We start from the raw sequence: 23476 nt of genomic DNA on the forward strand, positions 1-23476 counted from the left end.
TGTAATTGGCAGCACGACTGATTCTGGTTCAGTTAGTCTTGGTTCGAGTCCAGGTAGGCCAGCGGGATTGCGCAAGTGATCCACGCCCCCGTTGTGTAGCGGCCTAGCACGCCGCCCTCTCAAGGCGGTAGCGCCGGTTCGAATCCGGTCGGGGGTACGCGATGAAGGAAGCCCTCCCCATCACGGGGAGGGCTTCTTCGCGTGCCACGACAGACGTGTGCCACAACAGAACAGAGACACAACACCGGCCCACCGCTGCGGCGTTGAAGCGGTGGGCCGGTGGTGACAGATCATGGACGTACGGGCCTCAGCTCGACCGGCGCAGCGCCTCCGTCAGACGCGCGGCCGCGTCGATGACCGCCTGGGCGTGCATACGGCCCGGGTGGCGTGTCAGACGCTCGATCGGGCCCGAGACGGACACGGCGGCCACCACACGGTTCGAAGGGCCCCGTACGGGCGCGGAGACCGACGCCACGCCCGGCTCGCGCTCACCGATCGACTGGGCCCAGCCCCGGCGCCGTACGCCCGACAGGGCCGTCGCCGTGAAGCGGGCGCCCTGGAGGCCGCGGTGCAGGCGCTCCGGCTCCTCCCAGGCCATCAGGATCTGCGCCGACGAGCCGGCCTTCATCGTGAGCGTCGAACCCACCGGGACCGTGTCCCGCAGGCCCGACAGCCGCTCGGCGGCCGCCACGCAGATCCGCATGTCGCCCTGGCGCCGGTAGAGCTGCGCGCTCTCCCCGGTCACGTCCCGCAGATGCGTGAGCACCGGGCCCGCCGTCGCCAGCAGGCGGTCCTCACCGGCCGCGGCGGCCAGCTCGGCCAGCCGCGGGCCCAGGATGAACCTGCCCTGCATGTCCCTCGCCACCATCCGGTGGTGTTCCAGAGCCACGGCCAGCCGGTGGGCCGTGGGTCGTGCGAGTCCGGTCGCCGCTACGAGCCCGGCGAGGGTGGCCGGACCGGACTCCAGGGCGCTCAAAACCAGTGCTGCCTTGTCGAGAACGCCTACGCCGCTACTGTTGTCCATGCAACGATATTCACGTCTCACTCTGTGAAACGCAAGTTCAATTTTTCCGGGATCTTGCCAACCTGGAGGGGCGGCCCGGGATCCACGGGTCCGCTGCCGGCGTCCAGAACGTGACATCACGGGGAGTGACGGGCGCGGGCGCACATATCTCTAGATCGCCGGCTCACCACGCCGGCCGGAGGGAAAGCGATGGGTAGGACACTCGCGGAGAAGGTCTGGGACGACCATGTCGTCCGGCGCGCCGAGGGCGAGCCCGATCTTCTCTTCATCGATCTGCACCTGCTGCACGAGGTGACCAGCCCCCAGGCCTTCGACGGCCTCCGCAAGGGCGGCCGGCAGGTGCGGCGGCTCGACCTCACCATCGCCACCGAGGACCACAACACCCCGACCCTCGACATCGACAAGCCCATCGCCGACCCCGTCTCCCGCGCCCAGCTGGAGACCCTGCGCAAGAACTGCGCCGAGTTCGGCGTGCGCCTGCACCCGCTGGGCGACGTCGAGCAGGGCGTCGTCCACGTCGTCGGCCCCCAGCTGGGCCTGACCCAGCCCGGCACGACCGTCGTCTGCGGCGACTCCCACACCTCCACGCACGGCGCGTTCGGCGCGCTGGCCTTCGGCATCGGCACCTCCCAGGTCGAGCACGTCCTGGCCACCCAGACGCTGCCCATGGCCCGCCCCAAGACCATGGCCATCACCGTCGACGGCGAACTGCCCGACGGCGTCACCGCCAAGGACCTGATCCTGGCGATCATCGCGAAGATCGGCACCGGCGGCGGCCAGGGATACGTCCTGGAGTACCGGGGCTCCGCCATCGAGAAACTCTCGATGGAGGCCCGCATGACCATCTGCAACATGTCCATCGAGGCCGGCGCCCGCGCGGGCATGATCGCCCCCGACGAGACCACCTTCGCGTACCTCAAGGGCCGCGCCCACGCCCCCCAGGGCGAGGACTGGGACGCCGCCGTCGCGTACTGGAAGACGCTGCGCACCGACGACGACGCCGTCTTCGACGCCGAGGTCGTCATCGACGCCGCCGAGCTGTCCCCGTTCGTCACCTGGGGCACCAACCCCGGCCAGGGCGCGCCGCTTTCGGCGTCCGTCCCCGACCCCGCTTCGTACGAAGACGCATCGGAGCGGTTCGCCGCCGAGAAGGCCCTGGAGTACATGGGCCTGACCGCCGGGCAGCCGCTGCGCGACATCAAGGTCGACACCGTCTTCGTCGGCTCCTGCACCAACGGCCGCATCGAGGACCTGCGCGCCGCGGCCGCCGTCCTGGAAGGCCGCAAAATCGCCGACGGCGTACGGATGCTGGTGGTCCCCGGCTCCGCGCGCGTGGGCCTGCAGGCCGTCGACGAGGGCCTGGACAAGGTCTTCAAGGAGGCCGGGGCCGAATGGCGGCACGCCGGCTGCTCCATGTGCCTCGGCATGAACCCCGACCAACTCGCCCCCGGTGAGCGCTCCGCGTCCACCTCCAACCGCAACTTCGAGGGGCGGCAGGGCAAGGGCGGCCGTACCCACCTGGTCTCGCCGCAGGTCGCCGCCGCCACCGCGGTCCTGGGCCACCTGGCCTCCCCGGCCGACCTGTCCGACGCCGTCGTCACCACTCCCGCGGGGGTCTGAGGAACCATGGAAGCCTTCACCACGCACACCGGCCGCGCCGTCCCGCTGCGCCGCAGCAACGTCGACACCGACCAGATCATCCCCGCGCACTGGCTCAAGAAGGTCACGCGCGACGGCTTCGAGGACGGGCTGTTCGAGGCCTGGCGCAAGGACCCGGAGTTCGTCCTCAACCGCCCCGAGCGGCAGGGCGCCACCGTCCTGGTCGCCGGCCCCGACTTCGGCACCGGCTCCTCCCGCGAGCACGCCGTCTGGGCCCTGCAGAACTACGGCTTCAAAGCCGTCGTCTCCTCCCGCTTCGCCGACATCTTCCGCGGCAACTCGCTGAAGAACGGCCTGCTCACGGTGGTCCTCGACCAGAAGACCGTGGACGCCCTGTGGGAACTGACCGAAGCCGACCCGAACGCCGAGATCACCGTCGACCTGGAGAGCCGCCAGGTCCGCGCCGAAGGCGTCACGGCCGACTTCGAACTCGACGAGAACGCCCGCTGGCGGCTGCTCAACGGCCTCGACGACATCAGCATCACGCTCCAGAACGAGGCGGACATCGCCGCGTACGAAGCGAAGCGCCCGTCCCACAAGCCGCGCACCCTGCCGGTCTGACCCCAGGGCGCCCGGAGCGCCCCAGGGCCCCAGCGCCCCAGGGCCCCAGGGCCAGCCCCGCGCGACACCCGGTGCCCCCGGCCGAAGCCCTCGGCCGGGGGCACCGCCATGTCGCCAACTCGCCCGGACGACGTGCCGCCGACGCGCCCCTCCGCGTTGGCGTGAAAGCGCCCTTCCGGCGCCCGTTCCCCCGTCCGGAACCCCGCCCTGGCGGCCATCCGGCTGACACCGCCGAAGACTCCCCGAAGTCCCTTCCGGCGCGCCCGAACAGCCTCCCCCGATGTGGTCAATCCGGTTTGCCCCGCAGGTAGTTGGGCATTCGCCCGGTACCGGATGAGCCGGCCTCCGCCGCAGCCCGAAACGCCTCCGGCGCAGGCCAGTTACCCCCTACGGAGGCGACAACTCGCCCCAGATGGCACAATCGGTGCATGGAACGCGACAGCCAACTCGAGCTCTACGAGGCCGTCGCAGCCCGGCTGAAAGAAGCGCACGCCCGTGTGCGCGCACTGCAAGTCCCGGAGGGCGTAAGGATGGCGCTGTCCCGGAAGCTGCTGGTCGTCACGGCAGCGGCGAAGCACGATCTCGCGGACGCGGCAAGGCGTCTCGACCGGTTGATGAAGGACCTCGACGAGGGCCGATTCCCTGAAGGGGACTGACATCCGAAGTGCGCGGCGACCTACTGCGTTGCGGCACAAGGGTGATTAGCCCGTTTCGTGTTTGATTTGCGGTATATATCTGCCTAACGTGCGAAAAAGCTTGAACACTTTCGTTCCGGCAATGTCTCCGAAGGGGAAGACGTGAACAAGGCGCAGCTCGTAGAAGCGATTGCCGACAAGATGGGCGGCCGCCAGCAGGCCGCCGATGCTGTCGACGCGGTGCTGGACGCGATCGTCCGTGCCGTGGTCGCCGGTGACCGGGTCTCGGTCACCGGCTTCGGCTCGTTCGAGAAGGTCGAGCGTCCCGCCCGCTACGCCCGCAACCCGCAGACGGGCGAGCGCGTCCGGGTCAAGAAGACCTCCGTTCCGCGCTTCCGCGCCGGTCAGGGCTTCAAGGACCTGGTCAGCGGCTCCAAGAAGCTGCCCAAGGGCGGCGAGGTCGCCGTGAAGAAGGCCCCCAAGGGCAGCCTGACCGGCCCGACGGCGACCGCCGCGAAGAAGGCCGCCGCCAAGAAGGCCGTGACCAAGAAGGCCGCCGCGAAGAAGGCGGCACCCGCCAAGAAGGCCGCGGCGAAGAAGGCCACGGCCAAGAAGGCGGCACCCGCCAAGAAGGCCGCGCCGGCGAAGAAGACCACCGCCGCCGCCAAGAAGACCACGGCGAAGAAGACCGCCCCGGCGAAGAAGGCCGCGGCCAAGAAGGCGCCCGCCAAGAAGACCACGGCGCGCAAGACCACGGCCAAGAAGACCGCCGCCAGGAAGAGGTAAGCCGCGCAGCGGTACGGAGCCACTCACGCGCGGGGCCGGACTCCCTTCGGGGAGCCCGGCCCGCGGTGTGTCCGGCCCAGGCCGGCCCAGACCGACGAAGCCAGGCCGACGAGGCCAGGCCGATGTCCGGCCGGGCTCAGAGCGTCTGGAGCGTCACCAGCGTGATCCGCAGGGAGCCGCCCTGCCCCTCCGTCTCGATCCGCACCCGCTGTCCCGGGCGCAGCAGCAGCAGACCGCCCGCGTCGAACGCCTCCGCGCCGAACTCGACCGGGGTGCCGTCGTCGAGCAGCACACTCCCGCTGCGGGTCTCGGGGTCGTATGTGTACGCGGTCGCCTGCATGAACCGCAGCCTACCCGGCCGCCGTCCGCCGGTCCGCGGTGCACGGGCCCACGCCCAGCGCCAGCGCCTCCCGCAGGTCGTCGGCCGTGTCCACGTCCCGCCGCACCGAGCCCACGCCGCCGAGCCGGATTTCCACCGCGCCCGACGACAAATGCCGCAGCCGCGACGCACCCCCGAAAGCCGGGCGCAATTCAATTCCCGGCGCCGCCGACAGGAACGTCGTACCGATATCGGCGGCATCCGCGAGAAACGCCCGGGGAAAACGCCCCGCCACCGCCAGCACCCGGCCCAGTTCCGCCGGGCGCAGCGCGGGCAGGTCCGCGTTCAGCGCCGCCACCGGCGCCCCGGGCCGCCGGGCCCGTACCGTCTCCGCCCCGTACGCCAGCGCCGCGTTGAGCCCCGCCGCCGGGCGGTCCGGCACCACCCGGGCGCCCAGCGCGCGCAGCACCACGGCGGCGGCGCCGTCGTCCGTGACGACCACCACATCCCGTACCGCGCCGCAGGCCAGCGCGGCCGCCACCGTGTCCTGCGCGAACGCCAGCGCCAGCCGCTGCCGCTGCGGCGCCGGGAACGCGCCCGCCAGCCTGCTCTTGGCCAGCGCGAGCGGCTTCAACGGCACCACCAGTGACCAGCGGCGGGACTTTTCCTCCGTATCCATCCGGGCCATTCTGTCCCGGCCCCGACACGGCTGGGGAACGACCCGGAGAGCCCCTCCCGCGGGCGGGGCGTACGGTGTTCTCGACAGACCAGGGGCATGGGGCGACACTTGACCCCCGGCATCACGAGTACCGACGAGTACGACCAGCAGTCCCACAGGAAGGTGTCCGCGTGTCCCGCCGCAGAATCGGCTTCTGGTACCGCCTCGCGGCGGTCATCGCTAAACCGCCGCTGGTGGTTCTGTTCAAGCGGGACTGGCGCGGAATGGAGCACATTCCGGCCGAGGGCGGATTCATCACCGCCGTCAACCACAACTCGTATCTCGACCCGCTGTCGTACGCGCACTTCCAGTACAACACCGGCCGCGTACCGCGCTTCCTGGCGAAGGCCGGCCTGTTCAAGGGCGCGTTCGTCGGCATGATGCTCCGCGGCACCGGGCAGATCCCCGTCTACCGCGAGACGACCAACGCCCTGGACGCCTTCCGCGCCGCCGTCGCCGCCATCGAACGGGGCGAGTGCGTCGCCTTCTACCCCGAGGGCACCCTCACCCGCGACCCCGCCATGTGGCCCATGGCCGGCAAGACCGGCGCCGCACGCGTCGCGCTGCTCACCAAGGTGCCCGTCATCCCCGTCGCCCAGTGGGGCGCCAACCTGGCGATGCCGCCCTACGCCAAGGAGAAGAGGCTCCGCCTCTTCCCCCGCAAGACCCTCACCGTGCTGGCGGGACCGCCCGTCGACCTGTCCCGGTTCTACGGCGAGGAGCCCACCAACGAGGTCCTCCGCGAGGCCACCGAGGAGATCATGCGGGCCATCACCGCGCTCCTGGAGGACATCCGCGGCGAGAAGGCCCCCGAAGAGCCGTACGATCACCGCAGGGCCCGGCTGGAACAGCGCCGCAGGTCCGCAGGGGAGGAAGCCAAGTGACACGCCCCGTCAAGGCAGCCGTCTTCGGAACCGGCTCATGGGGTACGGCCTTCGGCATGGTCCTCGCCGACGCCGGCTGCGACGTGACCCTCTGGGGGCGCCGCCAGGAGCTCGCCGACGCCGTCAACACCACGCGCACCAACCCGGACTACTTCCCGGGCGTCGAACTCCCCGCTTCGCTGCGCGCCACCACCGACCCCGCCGAGGCCGCGGCCGACGCCGACTTCACGGTGCTGGCCATCCCCTCCCAGACACTGCGCGGCAACCTCGCCGCCTGGGCGCCGAAGCTCGCCCCCGACACCGTCCTCGTGTCCCTGATGAAGGGCATCGAACTCGGCACGTGCAAGCGGATGAGCGAGGTCATCGCGGAGGTCGCCGACGTGCCCGCGGCCCGCGTCGCCGTGGTCACCGGGCCGAACCTCGCCAAGGAGATCGTCGCCCGCATGCCGGCCGCCTCCGTCGTCGCCTGCACCGACGAGGCCGCCGCCCAGCGGCTCCAGGCCGCGTGCCACACGCCGTACTTCCGCCCGTACACGAACACCGACGTCGTCGGCTGCGAACTCGGCGGCGCCGTCAAGAACGTCATCGGCCTCGCCGTCGGCATCGCGGACGGCATGGGCCTGGGCGACAACGCCAAGGGCTCGCTCATCACGCGCGGCCTCGCCGAGACCACACGCCTGGGCCTGTCCATGGGCGCCGACCCGCTCACCTTCTCCGGCCTCGCCGGCCTCGGCGACCTGGTCGCCACATGCTCGTCGCCGCTGTCCCGCAACCACACCTTCGGCTTCAACCTCGGCAAGGGCATGACCCTGGAGGAGACCATCGCGGTCACCAGGCAGACCGCCGAAGGCGTCAAGTCCTGCCAGTCGGTGCTCGACCTGGCCCGCCGCCACGGCGTCGACATGCCCATCACGGAGACCGTCGTCGGCATCGTCCACGAGGGCAAGCCCCCCGTGGTGGCCCTCAAGGAGCTGATGTCGCGCAGCGCCAAGCCCGAACGGCGTTGAGCCACTCGGGGGGCGTGGGGGGATGCCCCCCGCACCCCCCGAGCGGGTAGTCTCATCGCGATATGAGCAGCGAGAAACTCCCCACCACCCCCGGGCGCAAGCCGCGCGTGGCCGTCGTCTTCGGCGGACGCAGCTCCGAGCACGCCATCTCCGTCGTCACGGCCGGCGCCGTCCTGCGCGCCATCGACCGGACGGCATACGACGTGCTGCCCATCGGCATCACCACCGAAGGCCGCTGGGCGCTGACCGCCGACGCCCCGGAGCGGATGGCCATCGCCGACCGGACGCTGCCCAGCGTCACCGACCTCGCGGAACCCGGCGACGGCACCGTCGTCCTGTCCGCCGACCCCACCAGCCGGGAGATCGTCTACACGGAGCCCAGCTCCGTGCCCAAGGCCCTCGGCGAGGTCGACGTCGTCTTCCCCGTGCTGCACGGCCCGTACGGCGAGGACGGCACCCTCCAAGGACTGCTGGAGCTCGCCGGCCTCCCCTACGTCGGCGCCGGCGTCCTCGCCTCGGCGGTCGGCCAGGACAAGGAGTACATGAAGCGCGTCTTCACTTCCTTCGGCCTGCCCGTCGGCCCGTACGAGGTGATCCGCCCCCGCGAGTGGGAGCAGGACCCGTCGGGCGCCCGCAAGCGCGTCGTGGACTTCGCCGGCGAGCACGGCTGGCCGCTGTTCGTGAAGCCCGCCCGCGCCGGCTCCTCCATCGGCATCACCAAGGTCGACGACGAGTCCGGCCTCGACGCGGCCATCGCCGAGGCCCGCCGCCACGACCCGAAGATCATCGTCGAGTCGCTGCTGACCGGCCGCGAGATCGAATGCGGCGTCCTGGAGTTCGAGGACGGCCCGCGCGCCAGCGCCCCCGCCTGGATCCCGCCCGTCAGCGACCACGAGTTCTACGACTTCGAGGCCAAGTACATCGACTCCGCGTCCGGTGTCGTCCCGGCCCCGATCACCCCCGAGCAGACCGCCGAGGTGCAGCGCCTCGCCGTCGCCGCGTTCGAGGCCACGTCCTGCGAGGGCCTGGTCCGCGCGGACTTCTTCCTCACCGACGACGGCGAGTTCGTGATCAACGAGATCAACACCATGCCGGGCTTCACGCCGATCTCGATGTACCCGCGCATGTGGGAGGCGTCCGGCGTCAGCTACCCGGAGCTCATCGACCGCCTCATCCAGGCGGCCCTGCGCCGCCCGACCGGCCTGCGCTGAACCCCCCGTCCCGCCGGGCCGGTCACAGGCTCGGCGGGACCGCCCGGGCCACCGGCCCGGCGAACGCCACCAGCGGGCCCACGTCGTGCGCGAACCTCCGGTCCAGCGACACCTCCACATACGCCTTGCGGTACGTGGTCGTGAACCGCGGCCCGTCGCCCTCGCGCTGCTCCACCAGCCAGTCGACGCCCTCCGCCGACACCGCGTCCGCCTGCGGATCGCTCATCCTGGCGGGCCGGGGCACACCGCAGCGCAGTACGATCGCCCCGTCCCCCCACGCGGCGGTCAGCTCGGAAGCCGGCTCCGTACCGCTCCGCTCCAGGCCGGCGACCGTGTCCGGAAGCTCCTTCTGCAGCGCACGGCAGAGGGCGGCCTCCTCCGCGGCCGGGCTGGGAACCGGGACCGACGCGTTCGCGTCCGTGGGGGAGCAGCCCGCGACCGTCGGCAGCAGCGCGGCCGCGGCGACGGCGGCGACCGCGGCGGGCAGACGGAAAAGCCGGTGAGAGGACATCACCGGCTCAGCGTAGACGGGGGCTACAGGTGAACGACCGGGCAGGTCAGGGTGCGCGTGATCCCTTCCACTTGCTGGACCCTGGCGACCACCATGCGGCCCAGTGCGTCGACCGTGTCGGCCTGGGCGCGCACGATCACGTCGTACGGGCCCGTGACGTCCTCGGCCTGGATCACGCCGGGGATCTTCGAGATGGTTTCGGCGACCGTCGACGCCTTGCCCACCTCGGTCTGAATCAGGATGTACGCCTGTACCACGAACCCTCCAGGGCGGCCACGAGGATCATTCCGGGCTGGGAGTACCCGGGGAAGAAAGGGACGCCACGGTACCGCGTCGCCGCGGGCGACGGGGAGACCCACAGGTCCGGCGGTGCTCGCAGCGTGGCGCACGAAGACAGAAGTTGACGGCTTCGCCCGTCTCAATGACCGTACCTACAGCAGTGACGGCTCGCGACCGCAACCGCACCGGGACCAACCGGTCGTACGGTGAGCCCACGACGACATGGAGAGGTGGACCTCGGTGAAGGGCACTGTCGGCGAACTCGGGGAGTTCGGGCTGATCAGGGAGCTCACCTCCCGGCTCACCACCACCCCGGCGGTACGGATCGGGCCGGGCGACGACGCCGCCGTCGTCGCCGCCCCCGACCGGCGGGTGGTCGCCAGCACGGACATCCTGCTGGAGGGCCGCCACTTCCGGCGCGACTGGTCCACCGCGTACGACGTCGGCCGCAAGGCCGCCGCCCAGAACCTCGCCGACATCGCCGCCATGGGCGCCGTCCCCACCGCGCTGCTCCTCGGCCTGGTCGTCCCCGCCGAACTGCCCGCCACCTGGCCCAGCGAGCTGATGGACGGGCTGCGGGACGAGTGCCAGGTCGCGGGCGCGGCCGTCGTCGGCGGCGACGTCGTACGCGGCGACACCATCACCGTCTCCATCACCGCGCTCGGCGACCTCCGCAACCACGATCCCGTCACGCGCGGCGGCGCCCAGCCCGGCGACGTCGTCGCCTACACCGGCTGGCTCGGCTGGTCCGCCGCCGGATACGCCGTGCTCTCCCGCGGCTTCCGCTCCCCCCGCGCCTTCGTCGAGGCCCACCGCCGCCCGGAACCCCCGTACCACGCCGGGCCGGCCGCGGCCGGGCTCGGCGCCACCGCCATGTGCGACGTCAGCGACGGACTGATCGCGGACCTCGGGCACATCGCGGAGGCCAGCAAGGTCCGTATCGACCTGCGCTCGTCCGCCATCGACATTCCGACGCAGATGAACGACATCGGCCAGGCCGTCGGTGTCGACCCGCTCCAGTGGGTGCTCACCGGGGGAGAGGACCACGCGATCGTCGCCACCTTCCCGCCCGACGTGAAGCTGCCCGCCCGGTGGAAGGTGATCGGCGAGGTGCTCAACCCGTCCGCGCTGCCACAGGTCACCGTGGACGGGGCGCCCTGGCACACCAAGGGCGGCTGGGACCACTTCGGGGGTCACGAGTGACCTCCCGTACGGCTCCTCCCCGCGTCCTGACCGTCGCCGGATCCGACGCGGGCGGTGGCGCCGGCATCCAGGCCGACCTCAAGACGATGCTGGCACTCGGCGTGCACGGCATGAGCGTGATCACCGCCGTCACCGCCCAGAACTCCCTGGGCGTCCAGGGCGCCTGGGAACTGCCCGAGGACGCCGTACGCGCCCAGTACCGCAGTGTCGTCGACGACATCGGCGTCCAGGCCGTCAAGACCGGCATGCTGGCCTCCGCCCCGCTCGTCGAGACCGTCGCCGCACTCCTCGCCGGCACGGACGCACCCGTGGTCGTCGACCCCGTCGGCGTCTCCAAGCACGGCGACGCGCTGCTCGCCGCGTCGGCCCTGGAGTCCGTACGGAAACGGCTGCTGCCCGTGGCCACGGTCGCGACCCCGAACCTGGACGAGGTGGCCCAGCTCACCGGCGTACGGGTCGAGAAGGAGGACGACCTGCGGCGGGCCGCCGACATGATCCTGGAGTACGGGCCCCGCTGGGCGCTCATCAAGGGCGGGCACCTGTCGGGCGACGCGGACGCCGTGGACCTGCTCACGGACGGGCACGAGGAGCACTGGCTGCGGGCCCCGCGCCACGACAACCGGCACACCCACGGCACGGGCTGCACCCTCGCCTCCGCGGTGGCCGCGGGCCTGGCCAAGGGCCTGCCCGTGCCGGAGGCCGTACGGGACGCCAAGGAGTACGTCACCGGGGCCATCGCGGCCGGGTTCGCGCTGGGCGCCGGGATCGGGCCCGTGGACCACGGCTGGCGGTTCCGCTCCTAGCGGGGCCTCTCCTCGCGTGCCCGGATACGGCGAAAAGCCGGCCCACCGAGAGGTGGACCGGCTTTCAAGGCAACCGCAGAGGCTGCGCTACGACGAAACGTCGCGGTTAGCGCGAGACCTTGCCGGCCTTGATGCACGAGGTGCAGACGTTGAGCCGCTTCGGCGTCCGACCGACCACGGCACGCACGCGCTGGATGTTCGGGTTCCAGCGACGGGACGTACGGCGGTGCGAGTGCGAAATGTTGTTGCCGAAGCCCGGCCCCTTGCCGCAGACGTCGCAGTTGGCAGCCACGGGTCACTCCAAAGACTTCAGATGCACTTACAGTGAAATCCGGCGAGCCGGAATCAGATCGGTGACATCAGGTCGGTGACTGAAGTGGCGTTGCCGGGGAACGGCCCGATTCTCATCGGGCAACCGGAGCAGCATACAACGGCCGCTTCGGTAGAACGAAACTACCACGGTCGGCCGGGCCCCCGCCCCGGCTCCCCCCTGCCCACGGGGTCTACCCTGCGGTGCAGCCCACCGTGCGAGGAGGATCACCAGGTGCCGCAGACTGTCGAATCCGCAGCGGTCCGTACCTGGTGCACGCTGGCGCTGGACGCCCTCGGCCGGGAGCGCGAGGAGATCGACGCGATCAACGTCTACCCCGTCCCGGACGGCGACACCGGCACCAACCTCTACCTCACCGTCGAGTCGGCGTGCCAGGCCGTGGAGGCCGTCTTCACCGCCCACGACTCCTCCCACGACTCCGCTCCGCCCGCCTTCGAGGACGCCGTACGGGCCATGGCGCACGGCGCGCTGCTCGGCGCCCGCGGCAACTCCGGCACGATCCTGGCGCAGCTGCTGCGCGGCATGGCCGACGTGCTGGCGCGGGGCAGCGACGGGGAGCACCTCGCCGGCGCCCTGCGCACCGCGGCCGCCTCGGCCCGGCAGGCCGTGGCCCACCCCGTTGAGGGCACCATCCTGAGCGTCGCGTCGGCGGCGGCCGACGCGGCCGGTGCCGTGAACTCCGACCCGGCGGTGGTGGCCCGCGCCGCGTACGAGGGGGCGCGCGCCGCCCTGGACGCCACGCCCGGGCAGCTCGCGGTCCTGGCGGAGGCCGGTGTCGTGGACGCAGGCGGACGGGGACTGGTCACGGTCCTGGGCGCCCTGGTCGAGGCGGTGACCGGGGAGGCTCCGGCCCGGGCGCCCCGGCCGCAGCGGCACGTGGTGACCCCGCACGAGGAGGCCTGCAGGGCGCCCGGCGGGCCCGCGTACGAGGTGATCTACCTCCTGGAGGCCGACGACGCCGCCGTGGACCGGCTGCGCGCCCGCCTCGACGCGCTCGGCGACTCCCTGGTCGTCGTGGGCGGCGACGGACTGTGGAACGTCCACGTCCACGTGGACGACGCGGGCGCTGCGGTCGAGGCGGGCGTCGAGGCCGGGCGGCCGCACCGCATCCGCATCACGCACTTCGCCGCCGAGGCGGGCGCTGCTTCGTCTGCGGCCTCCTCGGCGCCGGCGGAACCCGTCCAGCGCGCCGTCGTCGCCGTCGTACCCGGCGACGGCCTCGCCGCGCTGTACGCCGACGCGGGCGCCACCACCGTGCCGGCCAGGCCGGGCGAGCCACCGGCGAGCGGGGAGCTCCTCGACGCCATCCGGCGCGCCCACGCGCGCGAAGTGGTGCTGCTGCCGAACGCCGCCGAACTGCGGCACACCGCCGCGGCGGCCGCCGAGCAGGCCCGCGCCGAGGGCGTCCGCGTCGCGCTCATCCCCACCAGGGCCGCCGTCCAGGGCATCGCCGCGCTCGCCGTGCACGAGCCGGGCCGCCGGTTCGACGAGGACGTCGTCGCCATGACCGCCGCGGCCGGAGCGACCCGCTACGGCGAACTCGCCGTCGCCGAGCACCAGTCCTTCACGTCCGCCGGCGTCTGCCAGGCCGGCGACGTCCTCGGGCTCATCGACGGCGACGTCGCCGTCATCGGCCACGACCTGGCCGACACGGCCCGCACGGTCCTGGACCGGATGCTCGCGGCGGGCGGCGAACTCGTCACGCTGGTCCTCGCCGACGACGCCCCGCCCGCACTCGCTGACCACCTGGAGGCCCATGTCCGGGCCCACCACCTGGCCGTGGACACCTGCGTCCACCACGGCGGCCGCCAGCCGTCCCCGCTCCTGATCGGCGTCGAATAGCGCCCGTTGTCAGTCCGGTGGTGTGCAATGGCAGGTGGCTGTGTTTTCCCGGGCATCCGGGGGTGCAGGAACGACGAAGGGAGCCACGGTGCTCAGCGAGCCGCTGACCAAGGTCCTCGGCCCCGCCACCGCGCTGTGCTTTTCCGGGGGACGACCCCCGGACCCCCGGCAGCGCTCGCGGAACCGTGGGCGGGCCGCCGGGGCCGTGAGCCGAGACGAGGTGCTGTCCCCGTGCTGAGCGAGCCGCTGACCAAGGTCCTCGGCCCCGCCACCGCCAAGGTGATGGCCGAGCATCTCGACCTGCACACGGTCGGTGACCTGCTCCACCACTACCCCCGGCGCTACGCCGAGCGCGGTGAGCTGACCACCCTGTCCGACCTGCCCCTCGACGAGCACGTCACCGTCGTCGCGCAGGTCGCGGACGCCCGGGTGCACACGTTCAACGGGTCACGCGGGCGCGGCCAGCGCCTTGAGGTGACCATCACCGACGGCAGCGGACGTCTGCAACTGGTCTTCTTCGGCAAGGGCGTCCACAAGCCCCACAAGGACCTCCTCCCCGGCACGCGCGCGATGTTCGCCGGCAAGGTGTCGCTCTTCAACCGCCGGCTCCAGCTCGCGCACCCCGCGTACGAGCTGCTGCGCGGCGACGACGGCGCCGACGCCGTGGATTCCTGGGCCGGCGCCCTCATCCCGATCTACCCCGCCACCACCAAACTGGAGTCCTGGAAGATCGCCAAGGCCGTCGACGCGGTCCTGCCCCGCGCACGCGACGCCGCCGACCCGCTGCCGCCCGCTCTCCGCGAGGGCCGGGGCCTGGTCGAGCTGCCCGACGCCCTCCAGAAGATCCACCGCCCCCGTACGAAGGCGGACATCGCCGACGCCCGCGACCGCCTGAAGTGGGACGAGGCGTTCGTCCTCCAGGTCGCACTCGCCCGCCGCCGGTACGCCGACGCGCAGCTCCCCGCCGTCCCCAGGAAGCCCGCGCCCGGCGGCCTCCTCGACACGTTCGACGCCCGCCTGCCCTTCACCCTCACCGACGGCCAGCGCGCCGTCTCCGCCGAGATCTTCGCGGACCTCGCCACCGACCACCCCATGCACCGCCTCCTCCAGGGCGAGGTCGGCAGCGGCAAGACCCTCGTCGCACTGCGGGCCATGCTGGCCGTCGTCGACGCCGGCGGCCAGACCGCGCTGCTCGCCCCCACCGAAGTCCTCGCCCAGCAGCACCACCGGTCCATCACGGAGATGATGGGCGACCTGGCCGAAGGAGGCATGCTCGGCGGCTCCGAGCACGCCACCAAGGTCGTGCTGCTCACCGGCTCCATGGGCGCCGCCGCCCGCCGCCACGCCCTGCTGGACCTCGCCACCGGCGAGGCCGGCATCGTCATCGGCACGCACGCCCTGATCGAGGACAAGGTCCAGTTCCACGACCTCGGTCTCGTCGTCGTCGACGAGCAGCACCGCTTCGGCGTGGAGCAGCGCGACGCCCTGCGCGGCAAGGGCAAACAGCCCCCGCACCTGCTCGTCATGACCGCCACACCCATCCCGCGCACGGTCGCCATGACCGTCTTCGGCGACCTGGAGACCTCCGTACTCGACCAGCTGCCCGCCGGCCGGTCCCCGATCGCCAGCCATGTCGTGCCCGCGCAGGACAAACCGCACTTCCTGGCCCGCGCCTGGGAACGGGTCCGCGAGGAGGTCGAGGGCGGCCACCAGGCGTACGTCGTCTGCCCCCGCATCGGGGACGACGAGGACGAGGACGGCTCCGCGAAGAAGCCCGCCAAGCAAGCCGCCCCCGACGACGCCGAGAAGCGTCCGCCCCTCGCCGTCGCCGACGTCGCCGAGCAGCTCGCCAAGGGCCCCCTCGCGGGGCTGCGTGTCGAGGTCCTGCACGGCCGCATGCACCCCGACGACAAGGACGCCGTCATGCGCCGCTTCGCCGCGGGCGACACCGACGTCCTCGTCGCCACCACCGTCATCGAGGTCGGCGTCAACGTCCCCAACGCCACCGTCATGGTGATCATGGACGCCGACCGGTTCGGCGTGTCCCAGCTGCACCAGCTCCGCGGCCGTGTCGGCCGGGGCTCGGCGCCCGGCCTGTGCCTCCTCGTCACCGACATGCCCGAGGCCACGCCCGCCCGGCAGCGGCTCGCCGCCGTCGCCGCCACCCTCGACGGCTTCGAGCTGTCCCGTATCGACCTCGAACAGCGCCGCGAGGGCGACGTGCTCGGCCAGGCCCAGTCCGGCGCCCGCTCGTCGCTGCGCATGCTCGCCGTCATCGAGGACGAGGAGGTCATCGCCGCCGCCCGCGCCGAGGCCGACGCCCTGGTCAGGGCCGACCCCGGCCTTGAGCGCCACCCCGAGCTGCGCACCGCACTCGACGCCCTCCTCGACAAGGACCGCGCGGAGTACCTCGACAAGGGCTGAGCCGCCCCGGAAGGAGCGGCGAGCCCATATCGTGGACGGAAAAGCGACCACTTGGTCGCCCACCGCACGACCGACAAGGACCGAACAGACATGACCCGCGTGATCGCCGGTGCCGCCGGCGGACGCCGCCTGGCCGTCCCGCCGGGCACCGGCACCCGCCCCACGTCGGACCGCGCGCGCGAGGGCCTGTTCTCGACCTGGGAGTCCCTGCTCGGCACCCTCGACGGCATCCGCGTCGCCGACCTGTACGCCGGCTCGGGCGCCGTCGGCCTGGAGGCGCTCTCGCGCGGCGCCGCCCACGTCCTGCTCGTCGAGGCGGACGGCCGGGCCGCCCGCACGGTCCGCGAGAACGTCCGCTCGCTCGGCCTGCCCGGCGCCGAGGTCCGCACCGGCAAGGCCCAGCAGGTGCTGGCAGGACCGCCGCCCACGACCCCGTACGACGCGGTCTTCCTCGACCCGCCGTACGCCGTCACGGACGACGATCTTGGCGAGATACTCCTCACACTCCGGGCTCAGGGCTGGCTCGCCGACGATGCGCTCGTCACCGTGGAGCGCAGCACCAGAGGCGGGGAGTTCGGCTGGCCGGAGGGGTTCGAGCCGCTGCGGTCCCGTCGCTACGGCGAGGGAACGTTTTGGTACGGTCGCGCCGCCTCTACGTGCGAAGACGCGCCATGACCGGACCGGAGAGCGAGGGACTTCAGTTGCGCCGAGCAGTCTGTCCGGGGTCGTTCGACCCCATCACCAACGGACATCTCGACATCATCGCCCGCGCCTCCAAGCTGTACGACGTCGTGCACGTCGCGGTGATGATCAACCAGTCCAAGAAGGGCCTGTTCACCGTCGAGGAGCGGATGGACCTCATCCGCCGCGTCACCGAGGAGTTCGACAACGTCGTGGTCGAGTCGCACCACGGCCTGCTGGTCGACTTCTGCAAGGAGCGCGACATCCCCGCCATCGTCAAGGGACTGCGCGCGGTCAGCGACTTCGACTACGAGCTCCAGATGGCCCAGATGAACAACGGCCTCACCGGTGTCGAGACGCTCTTCGTCCCCACCAACCCCACCTACAGCTTCCTGTCCTCCTCGCTCGTCAAGGAGGTCGCCGCCTGGGGCGGTGACGTCTCGCACCTGCTGCCGCCGGTCGTCCACGAGGCCCTGACCGCCCGCCTCCGCGAAAAGTGATCCACTGACGGGCTGTCATCCGGTGTCGGGCGGGCGCCGACTGGCCGTACAGTCGTCCCGTCCGTGTCCAATCCGGCTGTAGAGAGTGGCGAGCACACGGTGGACGTGCACAAGAAGCTCGACGACATCGTCGAGGCGGTCGGGAACGCCCGTTCCATGCCCATGTCGGCCTCCTGCGTGGTCAACCGCGCCGAGCTGCTCGCCATGCTGGAGGAGCTCCGCGAGGCCCTGCCCGGCTCCCTGGCCCAGGCCCAGGAGCTCATCGGCGGCCGCGAGCAGCTGGTCGAGGAGGCCCGCCGCGAGGCCGAGCGGATCATCCAGGCCGCGCACGCCGAGCGCGGCTCGCTGATCTCCGACACCCAGGTCGCCCGCCAGTCGCAGGACGAGGCCGACCGCATCCTCGCCGAGGCCCGCCGCGAGGCCGAGGAGATCCGCGCCGAGGCCGACGACTACGTCGACTCCAAGCTCGCCAACTTCGAGGTCGTCCTCACCAAGACCATCGGCTCCGTCGACCGCGGCCGCGAGAAGCTCCTCGGCCGCGGCCCCGGCCTCGACGAGCAGGGGTACGCCGACGAGGACGCCCCTGAGTACAGCGCCGACCCGCAGACCCTGATCCAGCGCGCCGACGACTACGTGGACGCCAAGCTCGGCGCCTTCGAGGCGGTCCTCAGCAAGACCCTGGAGGCCGTCGGGCGCGGCCGCCAGAAGCTGCACGGCCGGATCGCGTCCGACGCGCTGGGCGAGCACATGGCCGCCCAGGACGCGGCGGGCGCGCAGCAGCTGCACACCAGCGACGCCGACTACCTGGCCGGCCTCGCCGAGCTCGCCGACCCGGATCCGGCCGCCGCGCACGCCGCGCACGCCGCCCCGGCCGCCGCCCCCGCCATCCCCCAGCAGGCCCCGCCGCCCCCGGCGCAGCAGCCCGACCCGTACGGCTACGCGGCGGTCCAGCAGCCCCAGGACGCGTACGGCTACCAGCAGCAGGACCCCTACGCGTACCAGCAGCAGGCCTACGACCCGAACGGCTACGCCCAGGGCTACGGGCAGCAGCAGCCCGACCCGTACGCGTACCAGCAGCACCACCAGCCGCAGGCGCCCGCCCAGCCCCAGCAGACCGCGGCGCTCGACGAGACGAGCTTCTTCGACACCAGCATGATCGACCTGGACCAGCTGCGGCGCTACGAGCAGGAGCACGGCCAGGGCCACGGCCAGGGGCACTGAGCCGGACCGCCCCCGCCGCCCGGATTGGGCGCTGAGCGGAAGGTCAAGTATCCTGGCTCTTCGGTCGCGAGTACGTCCGCGATCCTGGCTGCCCGCTTCGCCCTCCATGCGGTACGAACGGGCCGGCACCCTTCACGATCCGAGCAGATTCTCGAAAGCAGGAAGAGCCCTGAGCACGCGCCTCGACCACCGCAACCCCCTCGTGTTCGACACACACGAGCTGGGGCGGCGTCCCGGTGCGCTCCAGCGGCTCGCCCGCGAGGTCGCGGCCCCGGCCGACCTCGGGATCGACGAAGTCATCGGCGTACCGGAGGGCTCGCCCGTCGAGCTCGAACTCCGCCTCGAGTCGGTCATGGAAGGGGTGCTCGTCACAGGCACCGCCCGTGCGTCGGCCGAGGGGGAGTGCGTAAGGTGTCTGGAGCCGCTGCGACTCGATGTCGAGGCGGACTTCCAGGAGATGTTCTCGTACCCCGACGCCGACGACCGGGGCCGCAGCAAGCAGGCGGAGCCCGGCGATGACGCCGAGGACGAGGACATGATCCCCCTCGAGGACGGCATGTTCGACCTCGAACCCGTGCTGCGTGATGCGGTGGTGCTCGCACTGCCGATGCAGCCGGTGTGCCGGGAGGACTGTGCGGGACTGTGCCCCGAGTGCGGGGTCAGCCTCAACGACGACCCGGACCACCACCATGACGCCGTCGACATGCGTTGGGCGGCACTGCAGGGACTCGCCGATTCACTCGGAACCGGTGAGAAGGACGACATGAGCGGCGCCGAACCGGGCGTCGACGAGAAGCAGGAGAAGTAGCCGTGGCTGTTCCGAAGCGGAAGATGTCGCGCAGCAACACGCGCCACCGCCGGTCGCAGTGGAAGGCTGCGGTCCCCACCCTGGTTTCGTGCGAGCGTTGCCAGGAGCCGAAGCAGCAGCACATCGCGTGCCCCAGCTGCGGCACGTACAACAAGCGCCAGGTCCTCGCGGTCTGAGCGGCTGGTGAGAGGCACCGTGTCCAGCCCCAACATGGCGGATGACGCCAAGAAGCAGGCGGAGAACACGGCCTCGTCCCACACGCTTCTGGAAGGGCGGCTCGGCTATCAGCTCGAGTCCGCCCTTCTGGTGCGTGCGCTGACCCACCGCTCGTACGCGTACGAGAACGGCGGCCTGCCCACCAACGAGCGTCTGGAGTTCCTCGGGGACTCCGTGCTCGGCCTGGTGGTCACGGACACGCTGTACCGCACCCACCCCGACCTGCCCGAAGGCCAGCTGGCCAAGCTGCGGGCCGCGGTGGTCAACTCGCGTGCACTGGCGGAGGTCGGCCGCGGCCTCGATCTGGGCGCCTTCATCCGGCTGGGCCGTGGTGAAGAGGGCACCGGAGGCCGGGACAAGGCTTCCATCCTCGCCGACACCCTTGAAGCGGTGATCGGCGCTGTCTATCTCGACCAGGGCCTCGACGCGGCGTCCGAGCTGGTGCACCGGCTCTTCGACCCGCTGATCGAGAAGTCCTCGAACCTCGGTGCCGGACTGGACTGGAAGACCAGCCTCCAGGAACTCACCGCGGCCGAAGGCCTCGGCGTTCCGGAGTACCTGGTCAGCGAGACCGGCCCGGACCACGAGAAGACCTTCACTGCTGCTGCCCGCGTCGGTGGTGTCTCGTACGGCACCGGCACCGGCCGCAGCAAGAAGGAAGCGGAGCAGCAGGCAGCGGAGTCCGCGTGGCGGGCCATCCGCGCCGCCGCGGACGAACGGGAGGCCGCGGCCAAGGCCGCTGCCGAGACCGCGGCTGACGGAGAGGCCGCCGACCCCTCTCCCGCAGCCGAGGGACTCGACGCCGCCGGCACCGCCGGCGCGGAACCCGCCGCGGATCCGGCCTCGGCCTGACCGCTCACGTTTCCGGCCCCGCCGTACCCTTCCGGTACGGCGGGGTCTTCCGTTGTCCGTTGTCCGACTTTCCAGCCTTCCGTACCGAGGAGTGCCGTCCGTGCCCGAGCTGCCCGAGGTCGAAGTCGTCCGGCGTGGCCTGGAACGGTGGGTGAGCGGCCGTGCCGTCGCCTCCGTCGAGGTGCTGCACCCGCGGGCCGTACGGCGCCACCTCGCGGGCGGTGAGGACTTCGCGGGCCGTCTGAAGGGCCACCGCTTCGGGGTGGCGCGGCGGCGCGGCAAGTATCTGTGGCTGCCGCTGGACGACGGCGAGGCGGCCGTGCTCGGGCACCTCGGGATGAGCGGCCAGCTCCTCGTACAGCCCGAGGACGCGCCGGACGAGAAGCACCTGCGCGTCCGCGTACGGTTCGACGACGCCACGGGGACCGAGCTGCGCTTCGTCGACCAGCGCACCTTCGGCGGGCTCTCGCTGCACGACACGACGCCGGACGGGCTGCCCGACGTCATCGCGCACATCGCCCGCGACCCCCTCGACCCGGCCTTCGACGACGACGCCTTCCACCGGGCGCTGCGGACGCGCCGTACGACCGTCAAGCGGGCCCTGCTCGACCAGAGCCTGATCAGCGGCGTCGGCAACATCTACGCGGACGAGGCCCTCTGGCGCTCCCGCCTCCACTACGACCGGCCAACGGCCGGCTTCACCCGGCCCCGCTCGGACGAGCTGCTGCGCCACGTCCGGGACGTGATGAAGGAGGCCCTTGAGGTCGGCGGAACCAGCTTCGACAGCCTGTACGTCAACGTGAACGGCGAGTCCGGGTACTTCGACCGGTCCCTGGACGCCTACGGGCGGGAGGGCGAGCCGTGCCGCCGCTGCGGTACGGCGATGCGCAGGCGGCCGTGGATGAACCGGTCCAGCTACTTCTGCCCCCGCTGCCAGCGCCCACCGCGCGCCGTGCCGCCCCGCGCCTGACGGCGGCTACGCGCGCGTGGCGGTGGGGCGGACGCTACGCGCGCGTGGCGTCGTAGGTCTCGCGGGCCGCCAGCACCTCCGGCATGCGGCCCTCCACCAGATGGATGAGCCCCAGCAGCCGCTCGGCGACATCGCGGCCCAGCGGCGTCAGCTCGTAGTCCACGCGCGGCGGGTTCGTGGGCTGTGCCTCGCGGTGCACCAGGCCGTCCCGCTCCAGCGCGTGCAGCGTCTGCGAGAGCATCTTCTCGCTGACGCCGTCCACCCGGCGCCGCAGCTCGTTGAAGCGCAGGCTGCCCTCGTACAGCGCGCCCAGGGTCAGGGCGCCCCAGCGCCCCGTCACGTGTTCCAGCGTGCCGCGCGACGGGCAGTCCCTCGCGAACACGTCGTAGGCGAGGTCCTCGTCGCGGGCCACAGCTGCTGCCACCGCTTCTGCCATACCCCACACCATACCCCTATAGCGCTGACTTAGGGGTTGCGCTTTCGAAAAGTTAGTGCTTCGCTGCTCGGGTCCGCCGACGCAGAACCAGGAGACCCGTATGACCACGCCCGTCGTCTCGATCGCCTACCACTCCGGCTACGGCCACACCGCCGTACTCGCCGAGGCCGTACGCGAAGGAGCCGCCTCCACCGGTGCCACCGTCCACCTCCTCAAGGTCGACGCCCTCACCGACGCCGACTGGGAGCTGCTGGACGCCTCGGACGCGATCGTGTTCGGCTCGCCCACCTACATGGGCACCGCGTCCGGCGCCTTCCACACCTTCGCCGAGGCCACCTCCCAGCGCTGGTTCTCCGACGCCTGGCAGGACAAGCTCGCGGCCGGTTTCACCAACTCCGGCTCCAAGAGCGGCGACAAGCTGCACACCCTGCAGTTCTTCCAGACCCTCGCCGCCCAGCACGGCATGCACTGGGTGAACCTCGGCCTCAAGCCCGGCTGGAACGTCAGCACGGGCTCCGAGACCGACATCAACCGCCTCGGCTTCTTCTCCGGCGCCGGCGCCCAGACCAACAACGACGAGGGCCCGGAGGCCGTCCACAAGTCGGACCTGGCCACCGCCGAGCACCTCGGCCGCCGCGTCGCCCAGACCGCCCGCACCTTCGCCGCCGGCCGCGCCGCCACCACGGCCTGACCCGCCTCCCCGTCCCCACATACGCCGGGGGCCCCGACACCACTCAGGTGACGGGGCCCCCGGCGCGACGCGTTCGACAGCGGCTCAGAAGCCGAAGTTCTGGGTCCACCAGGGACCGCCGTCCCCGAAGTGGACGCCCACGCCCAGCGTGGTGAAGTCGCAGTTCAGGATGTTCGCGCGGTGGCCCTCGCTGTTCATCCAGGACTCCATCACGGCCGCCGCGTCCGCCTGGCCGCGGGCGATGTTCTCGCCGCCCAGGCCCTCGACGCCCGCCTGGGCCGCGCGGTCCCACGGCGAGTCGCCGTCCGGGTCGGTGTGCGAGAAGAAGTCACGCGCCGCCATGTCCTGGCTGAACGCCCTGGCCAGCGCGCCCAGCTCCGCCGACGCCCGCACCGGACGGCAGCCCGCCTTCGCCCGCTCCGTGTTGACCAGGTCCAGGACCGCGGCCTCCGCCGCCGCCACCCGGCTCGTCGCCGTGCGCGACGCGGGCGGGGCGCTCGTCTTCTCGGGCTCGGCCGTCGCCATACGGCTCGGGGCCGGGGCCGACCTGGTCGGCGTCGGCGTCGGCGACGCGGTCTTCGGCTTCGCCGGGGACGACGAGGGCGCCGTGGGTGTCGGCTTCGGCTTCTGCGACGGGCTCGCCGAAGGCGACGCCGCGGACGGCGACGTACCGGACGTGGGGGAGGCCGACGGTGTGGTGCCGCCCAGGGCGGGACCGGTCGTGGACCGGCCCTGCGCGTTCAGCTCGGGGGCGCTGTCGGAACGTATCCGCTCTCCGGACGAGCCGCTGCCGAGGATGAACTTCTCGCCGCCGGGTAGCAGACCCGACGTGACAGCGACGGCACCCACGGCCATCGCCGCGGACGCGCCGAGCAGCCCGCCGCGCACCGGCAGCGCGGCGCGC

28 protein-coding genes and 1 tRNA gene are annotated in these 23476 nt (G+C 72.1%); 21 read left to right on the forward strand and 8 right to left on the reverse strand.

The features are described from left to right. The first annotated feature begins 84 nt into the window (after positions 1-84). Positions 85-157, forward strand: a tRNA-Glu gene (locus HTZ82_RS27950). 150 nt (positions 158-307) lie between these two features. Here HTZ82_RS27950 and ndgR read toward each other — a convergent pair. Further along, positions 308-1024, reverse strand: a complete 717-nt coding sequence (ndgR, locus tag HTZ82_RS27955; RefSeq protein ID WP_175412163.1) for an IclR family transcriptional regulator NdgR — start codon at positions 1022-1024, stop codon at positions 308-310. Positions 1025-1213: 189 nt separating this feature from the next. On the opposite strand from ndgR, the gene leuC reads away from it, so the two are divergent. The 4 genes from leuC to HTZ82_RS27975 all read left to right on the forward strand — a co-directional run bounded on the left by leuC (position 1214) and on the right by HTZ82_RS27975 (position 4665). After that, the gene (gene leuC, locus HTZ82_RS27960) at positions 1214-2644 is read left to right on the forward strand and encodes a 3-isopropylmalate dehydratase large subunit (RefSeq protein WP_175412164.1); all 1431 of its coding nucleotides are present in this window, start codon (positions 1214-1216) and stop codon (positions 2642-2644) included. 6 nt (positions 2645-2650) lie between these two features. Continuing rightward, complete coding sequence (gene leuD / locus HTZ82_RS27965; protein ID WP_175412165.1) at positions 2651-3244, forward strand: 3-isopropylmalate dehydratase small subunit; 594 nt, start codon at positions 2651-2653, stop codon at positions 3242-3244. A gap of 428 nt (positions 3245-3672) precedes the next feature. Beyond that, complete coding sequence (locus HTZ82_RS27970; RefSeq protein ID WP_175412166.1) at positions 3673-3900, forward strand: hypothetical protein; 228 nt, start codon at positions 3673-3675, stop codon at positions 3898-3900. Positions 3901-4041: 141 nt separating this feature from the next. After that, the gene (locus HTZ82_RS27975) at positions 4042-4665 is read left to right on the forward strand and encodes an HU family DNA-binding protein (protein ID WP_175412167.1); all 624 of its coding nucleotides are present in this window, start codon (positions 4042-4044) and stop codon (positions 4663-4665) included. 136 nt (positions 4666-4801) lie between these two features. Here HTZ82_RS27975 and HTZ82_RS27980 read toward each other — a convergent pair whose 3' ends face one another. Both HTZ82_RS27980 and cofC read right to left on the reverse strand, forming a co-directional pair. Then, a complete protein-coding gene (locus tag HTZ82_RS27980) occupies positions 4802-5005 on the reverse strand; it encodes a hypothetical protein (protein WP_175412168.1) in 204 nt (67 codons plus the stop codon). A gap of 10 nt (positions 5006-5015) precedes the next feature. Then, entirely contained in the window at positions 5016-5663 is a 648-nt protein-coding gene (gene cofC, locus HTZ82_RS27985) for a 2-phospho-L-lactate guanylyltransferase (RefSeq protein WP_254712160.1), read from the reverse strand. 170 nt (positions 5664-5833) lie between these two features. Between cofC and HTZ82_RS27990 the strand changes: the two genes are divergently transcribed. The 3 genes from HTZ82_RS27990 (at position 5834) to HTZ82_RS28000 (ending at position 8804) form a co-directional block, all read left to right on the forward strand. Then, entirely contained in the window at positions 5834-6586 is a 753-nt protein-coding gene (locus HTZ82_RS27990; protein ID WP_175412170.1) for a 1-acyl-sn-glycerol-3-phosphate acyltransferase, read from the forward strand. Further along, the gene (locus tag HTZ82_RS27995) at positions 6583-7593 is read left to right on the forward strand and encodes an NAD(P)H-dependent glycerol-3-phosphate dehydrogenase (RefSeq protein ID WP_175412171.1); all 1011 of its coding nucleotides are present in this window, start codon (positions 6583-6585) and stop codon (positions 7591-7593) included. Before HTZ82_RS27990 ends, HTZ82_RS27995 begins: the two co-directional genes overlap by 4 nt. A 62-nt stretch (positions 7594-7655) precedes the next feature. Further along, positions 7656-8804 (forward strand): D-alanine--D-alanine ligase family protein, encoded by a 1149-nt coding sequence (locus HTZ82_RS28000; RefSeq protein ID WP_175412172.1) that lies wholly within the window; start codon positions 7656-7658, stop codon positions 8802-8804. A gap of 22 nt (positions 8805-8826) precedes the next feature. Here HTZ82_RS28000 and HTZ82_RS28005 read toward each other — a convergent pair whose 3' ends face one another. Then, positions 8827-9315: a DUF3515 domain-containing protein gene (locus tag HTZ82_RS28005; protein WP_175412185.1), complete on the reverse strand. Its 489-nt coding sequence runs from the start codon at positions 9313-9315 to the stop codon at positions 8827-8829. 23 nt (positions 9316-9338) lie between these two features. Beyond that, positions 9339-9572, reverse strand: a complete 234-nt coding sequence (locus tag HTZ82_RS28010; RefSeq protein WP_175412173.1) for an Lrp/AsnC family transcriptional regulator — start codon at positions 9570-9572, stop codon at positions 9339-9341. A 262-nt stretch (positions 9573-9834) separates the two neighbouring features. On the opposite strand from HTZ82_RS28010, the gene HTZ82_RS28015 reads away from it, so the two are divergent. Beyond that, positions 9835-10797, forward strand: coding sequence for a thiamine-phosphate kinase (locus HTZ82_RS28015; protein ID WP_175412174.1), 963 nt, complete (start codon positions 9835-9837; stop codon positions 10795-10797). Next, positions 10794-11600, forward strand: a complete 807-nt coding sequence (gene thiD / locus HTZ82_RS28020) for a bifunctional hydroxymethylpyrimidine kinase/phosphomethylpyrimidine kinase (RefSeq protein ID WP_175412175.1) — start codon at positions 10794-10796, stop codon at positions 11598-11600. The genes HTZ82_RS28015 and thiD overlap by 4 nt, the downstream gene beginning before the upstream one ends. Positions 11601-11706: 106 nt before the next feature. Here the strand turns inward: thiD and rpmB are convergent, their stop codons facing one another. Next, positions 11707-11892, reverse strand: coding sequence for a 50S ribosomal protein L28 (gene rpmB, locus HTZ82_RS28025; protein ID WP_003957616.1), 186 nt, complete (start codon positions 11890-11892; stop codon positions 11707-11709). A 252-nt stretch (positions 11893-12144) separates the two neighbouring features. On the opposite strand from rpmB, the gene HTZ82_RS28030 reads away from it, so the two are divergent. The 9 genes from HTZ82_RS28030 (at position 12145) to mutM (ending at position 21445) form a co-directional block, all read left to right on the forward strand. Then, entirely contained in the window at positions 12145-13773 is a 1629-nt protein-coding gene (locus tag HTZ82_RS28030; RefSeq protein ID WP_175412176.1) for a DAK2 domain-containing protein, read from the forward strand. A gap of 231 nt (positions 13774-14004) precedes the next feature. Continuing rightward, complete coding sequence (gene recG, locus HTZ82_RS28035; protein WP_175412177.1) at positions 14005-16197, forward strand: ATP-dependent DNA helicase RecG; 2193 nt, start codon at positions 14005-14007, stop codon at positions 16195-16197. A gap of 90 nt (positions 16198-16287) precedes the next feature. Next, entirely contained in the window at positions 16288-16872 is a 585-nt protein-coding gene (rsmD, locus tag HTZ82_RS28040; RefSeq protein ID WP_175412178.1) for a 16S rRNA (guanine(966)-N(2))-methyltransferase RsmD, read from the forward strand. Continuing rightward, a complete protein-coding gene (gene coaD, locus HTZ82_RS28045; RefSeq protein WP_175412179.1) occupies positions 16869-17378 on the forward strand; it encodes a pantetheine-phosphate adenylyltransferase in 510 nt (169 codons plus the stop codon). Before rsmD ends, coaD begins: the two co-directional genes overlap by 4 nt. A 99-nt stretch (positions 17379-17477) precedes the next feature. Continuing rightward, positions 17478-18599 (forward strand): ATP synthase F0 subunit B, encoded by a 1122-nt coding sequence (locus HTZ82_RS28050; protein WP_175412186.1) that lies wholly within the window; start codon positions 17478-17480, stop codon positions 18597-18599. A gap of 106 nt (positions 18600-18705) precedes the next feature. Beyond that, a complete protein-coding gene (locus HTZ82_RS28055; protein ID WP_175412180.1) occupies positions 18706-19407 on the forward strand; it encodes a DUF177 domain-containing protein in 702 nt (233 codons plus the stop codon). Positions 19408-19409: 2 nt separating this feature from the next. Further along, complete coding sequence (gene rpmF / locus HTZ82_RS28060) at positions 19410-19583, forward strand: 50S ribosomal protein L32 (protein WP_003957604.1); 174 nt, start codon at positions 19410-19412, stop codon at positions 19581-19583. 7 nt (positions 19584-19590) lie between these two features. Then, positions 19591-20475 carry a ribonuclease III gene (gene rnc / locus HTZ82_RS28065; protein WP_175412181.1) on the forward strand — a complete coding sequence of 295 codons (885 nt, stop codon included), beginning with the start codon at positions 19591-19593 and terminating at the stop codon, positions 20473-20475. Between the two features lie 100 nt (positions 20476-20575). Beyond that, on the forward strand, positions 20576-21445 hold the full coding sequence (gene mutM / locus HTZ82_RS28070) for a bifunctional DNA-formamidopyrimidine glycosylase/DNA-(apurinic or apyrimidinic site) lyase (RefSeq protein WP_175412182.1): 870 nt from the start codon (positions 20576-20578) through the stop codon (positions 21443-21445). A 34-nt stretch (positions 21446-21479) separates the two neighbouring features. Here mutM and HTZ82_RS28075 read toward each other — a convergent pair whose 3' ends face one another. Next, positions 21480-21881, reverse strand: a complete 402-nt coding sequence (locus HTZ82_RS28075; protein WP_175412183.1) for a helix-turn-helix domain-containing protein — start codon at positions 21879-21881, stop codon at positions 21480-21482. Positions 21882-21981: 100 nt separating this feature from the next. Between HTZ82_RS28075 and HTZ82_RS28080 the strand changes: the two genes are divergently transcribed. Beyond that, on the forward strand, positions 21982-22572 hold the full coding sequence (locus HTZ82_RS28080) for a flavodoxin family protein (protein ID WP_175412184.1): 591 nt from the start codon (positions 21982-21984) through the stop codon (positions 22570-22572). 84 nt (positions 22573-22656) lie between these two features. Here HTZ82_RS28080 and HTZ82_RS32585 read toward each other — a convergent pair whose 3' ends face one another. Further along, positions 22657-22965 (reverse strand): CAP domain-containing protein, encoded by a 309-nt coding sequence (locus tag HTZ82_RS32585; RefSeq protein WP_309235732.1) that lies wholly within the window; start codon positions 22963-22965, stop codon positions 22657-22659. Between HTZ82_RS32585 and HTZ82_RS32590 the strand changes: the two genes are divergently transcribed. Beyond that, on the forward strand, positions 22913-23476 hold a 564-nt coding region (locus HTZ82_RS32590), incomplete at its 3' end, for a hypothetical protein (protein WP_254712166.1). The genes HTZ82_RS32585 and HTZ82_RS32590 overlap by 53 nt on opposite strands.

The sequence above is a fragment of the Streptomyces sp. TRM64462 genome (assembly GCF_013362995.1).
Lineage (GTDB): Bacteria > Actinomycetota > Actinomycetes > Streptomycetales > Streptomycetaceae > Streptomyces.

Coding starts and splice junctions, on each gene's coding strand:
- ndgR (WP_175412163.1), bottom strand. CDS start 1,024: ATGGACAACAGTAGCGGCGTAGGCGTTCTCGACAAGGCAGCACTGGTT.
- leuC (WP_175412164.1), top strand. CDS start 1,214: ATGGGTAGGACACTCGCGGAGAAGGTCTGGGACGACCATGTCGTCCGG.
- leuD (WP_175412165.1), top strand. CDS start 2,651: ATGGAAGCCTTCACCACGCACACCGGCCGCGCCGTCCCGCTGCGCCGC.
- HTZ82_RS27970 (WP_175412166.1), top strand. CDS start 3,673: ATGGAACGCGACAGCCAACTCGAGCTCTACGAGGCCGTCGCAGCCCGG.
- HTZ82_RS27980 (WP_175412168.1), bottom strand. CDS start 5,005: ATGCAGGCGACCGCGTACACATACGACCCCGAGACCCGCAGCGGGAGT.
- cofC (WP_254712160.1), bottom strand. CDS start 5,663: ATGGATACGGAGGAAAAGTCCCGCCGCTGGTCACTGGTGGTGCCGTTG.
- HTZ82_RS28000 (WP_175412172.1), top strand. CDS start 7,656: ATGAGCAGCGAGAAACTCCCCACCACCCCCGGGCGCAAGCCGCGCGTG.
- HTZ82_RS28005 (WP_175412185.1), bottom strand. CDS start 9,315: ATGTCCTCTCACCGGCTTTTCCGTCTGCCCGCCGCGGTCGCCGCCGTC.
- rsmD (WP_175412178.1), top strand. CDS start 16,288: ATGACCCGCGTGATCGCCGGTGCCGCCGGCGGACGCCGCCTGGCCGTC.
- coaD (WP_175412179.1), top strand. CDS start 16,869: ATGACCGGACCGGAGAGCGAGGGACTTCAGTTGCGCCGAGCAGTCTGT.
- HTZ82_RS28055 (WP_175412180.1), top strand. CDS start 18,706: ATGCGGTACGAACGGGCCGGCACCCTTCACGATCCGAGCAGATTCTCG.
- HTZ82_RS28075 (WP_175412183.1), bottom strand. CDS start 21,881: ATGGCAGAAGCGGTGGCAGCAGCTGTGGCCCGCGACGAGGACCTCGCC.
- HTZ82_RS28080 (WP_175412184.1), top strand. CDS start 21,982: ATGACCACGCCCGTCGTCTCGATCGCCTACCACTCCGGCTACGGCCAC.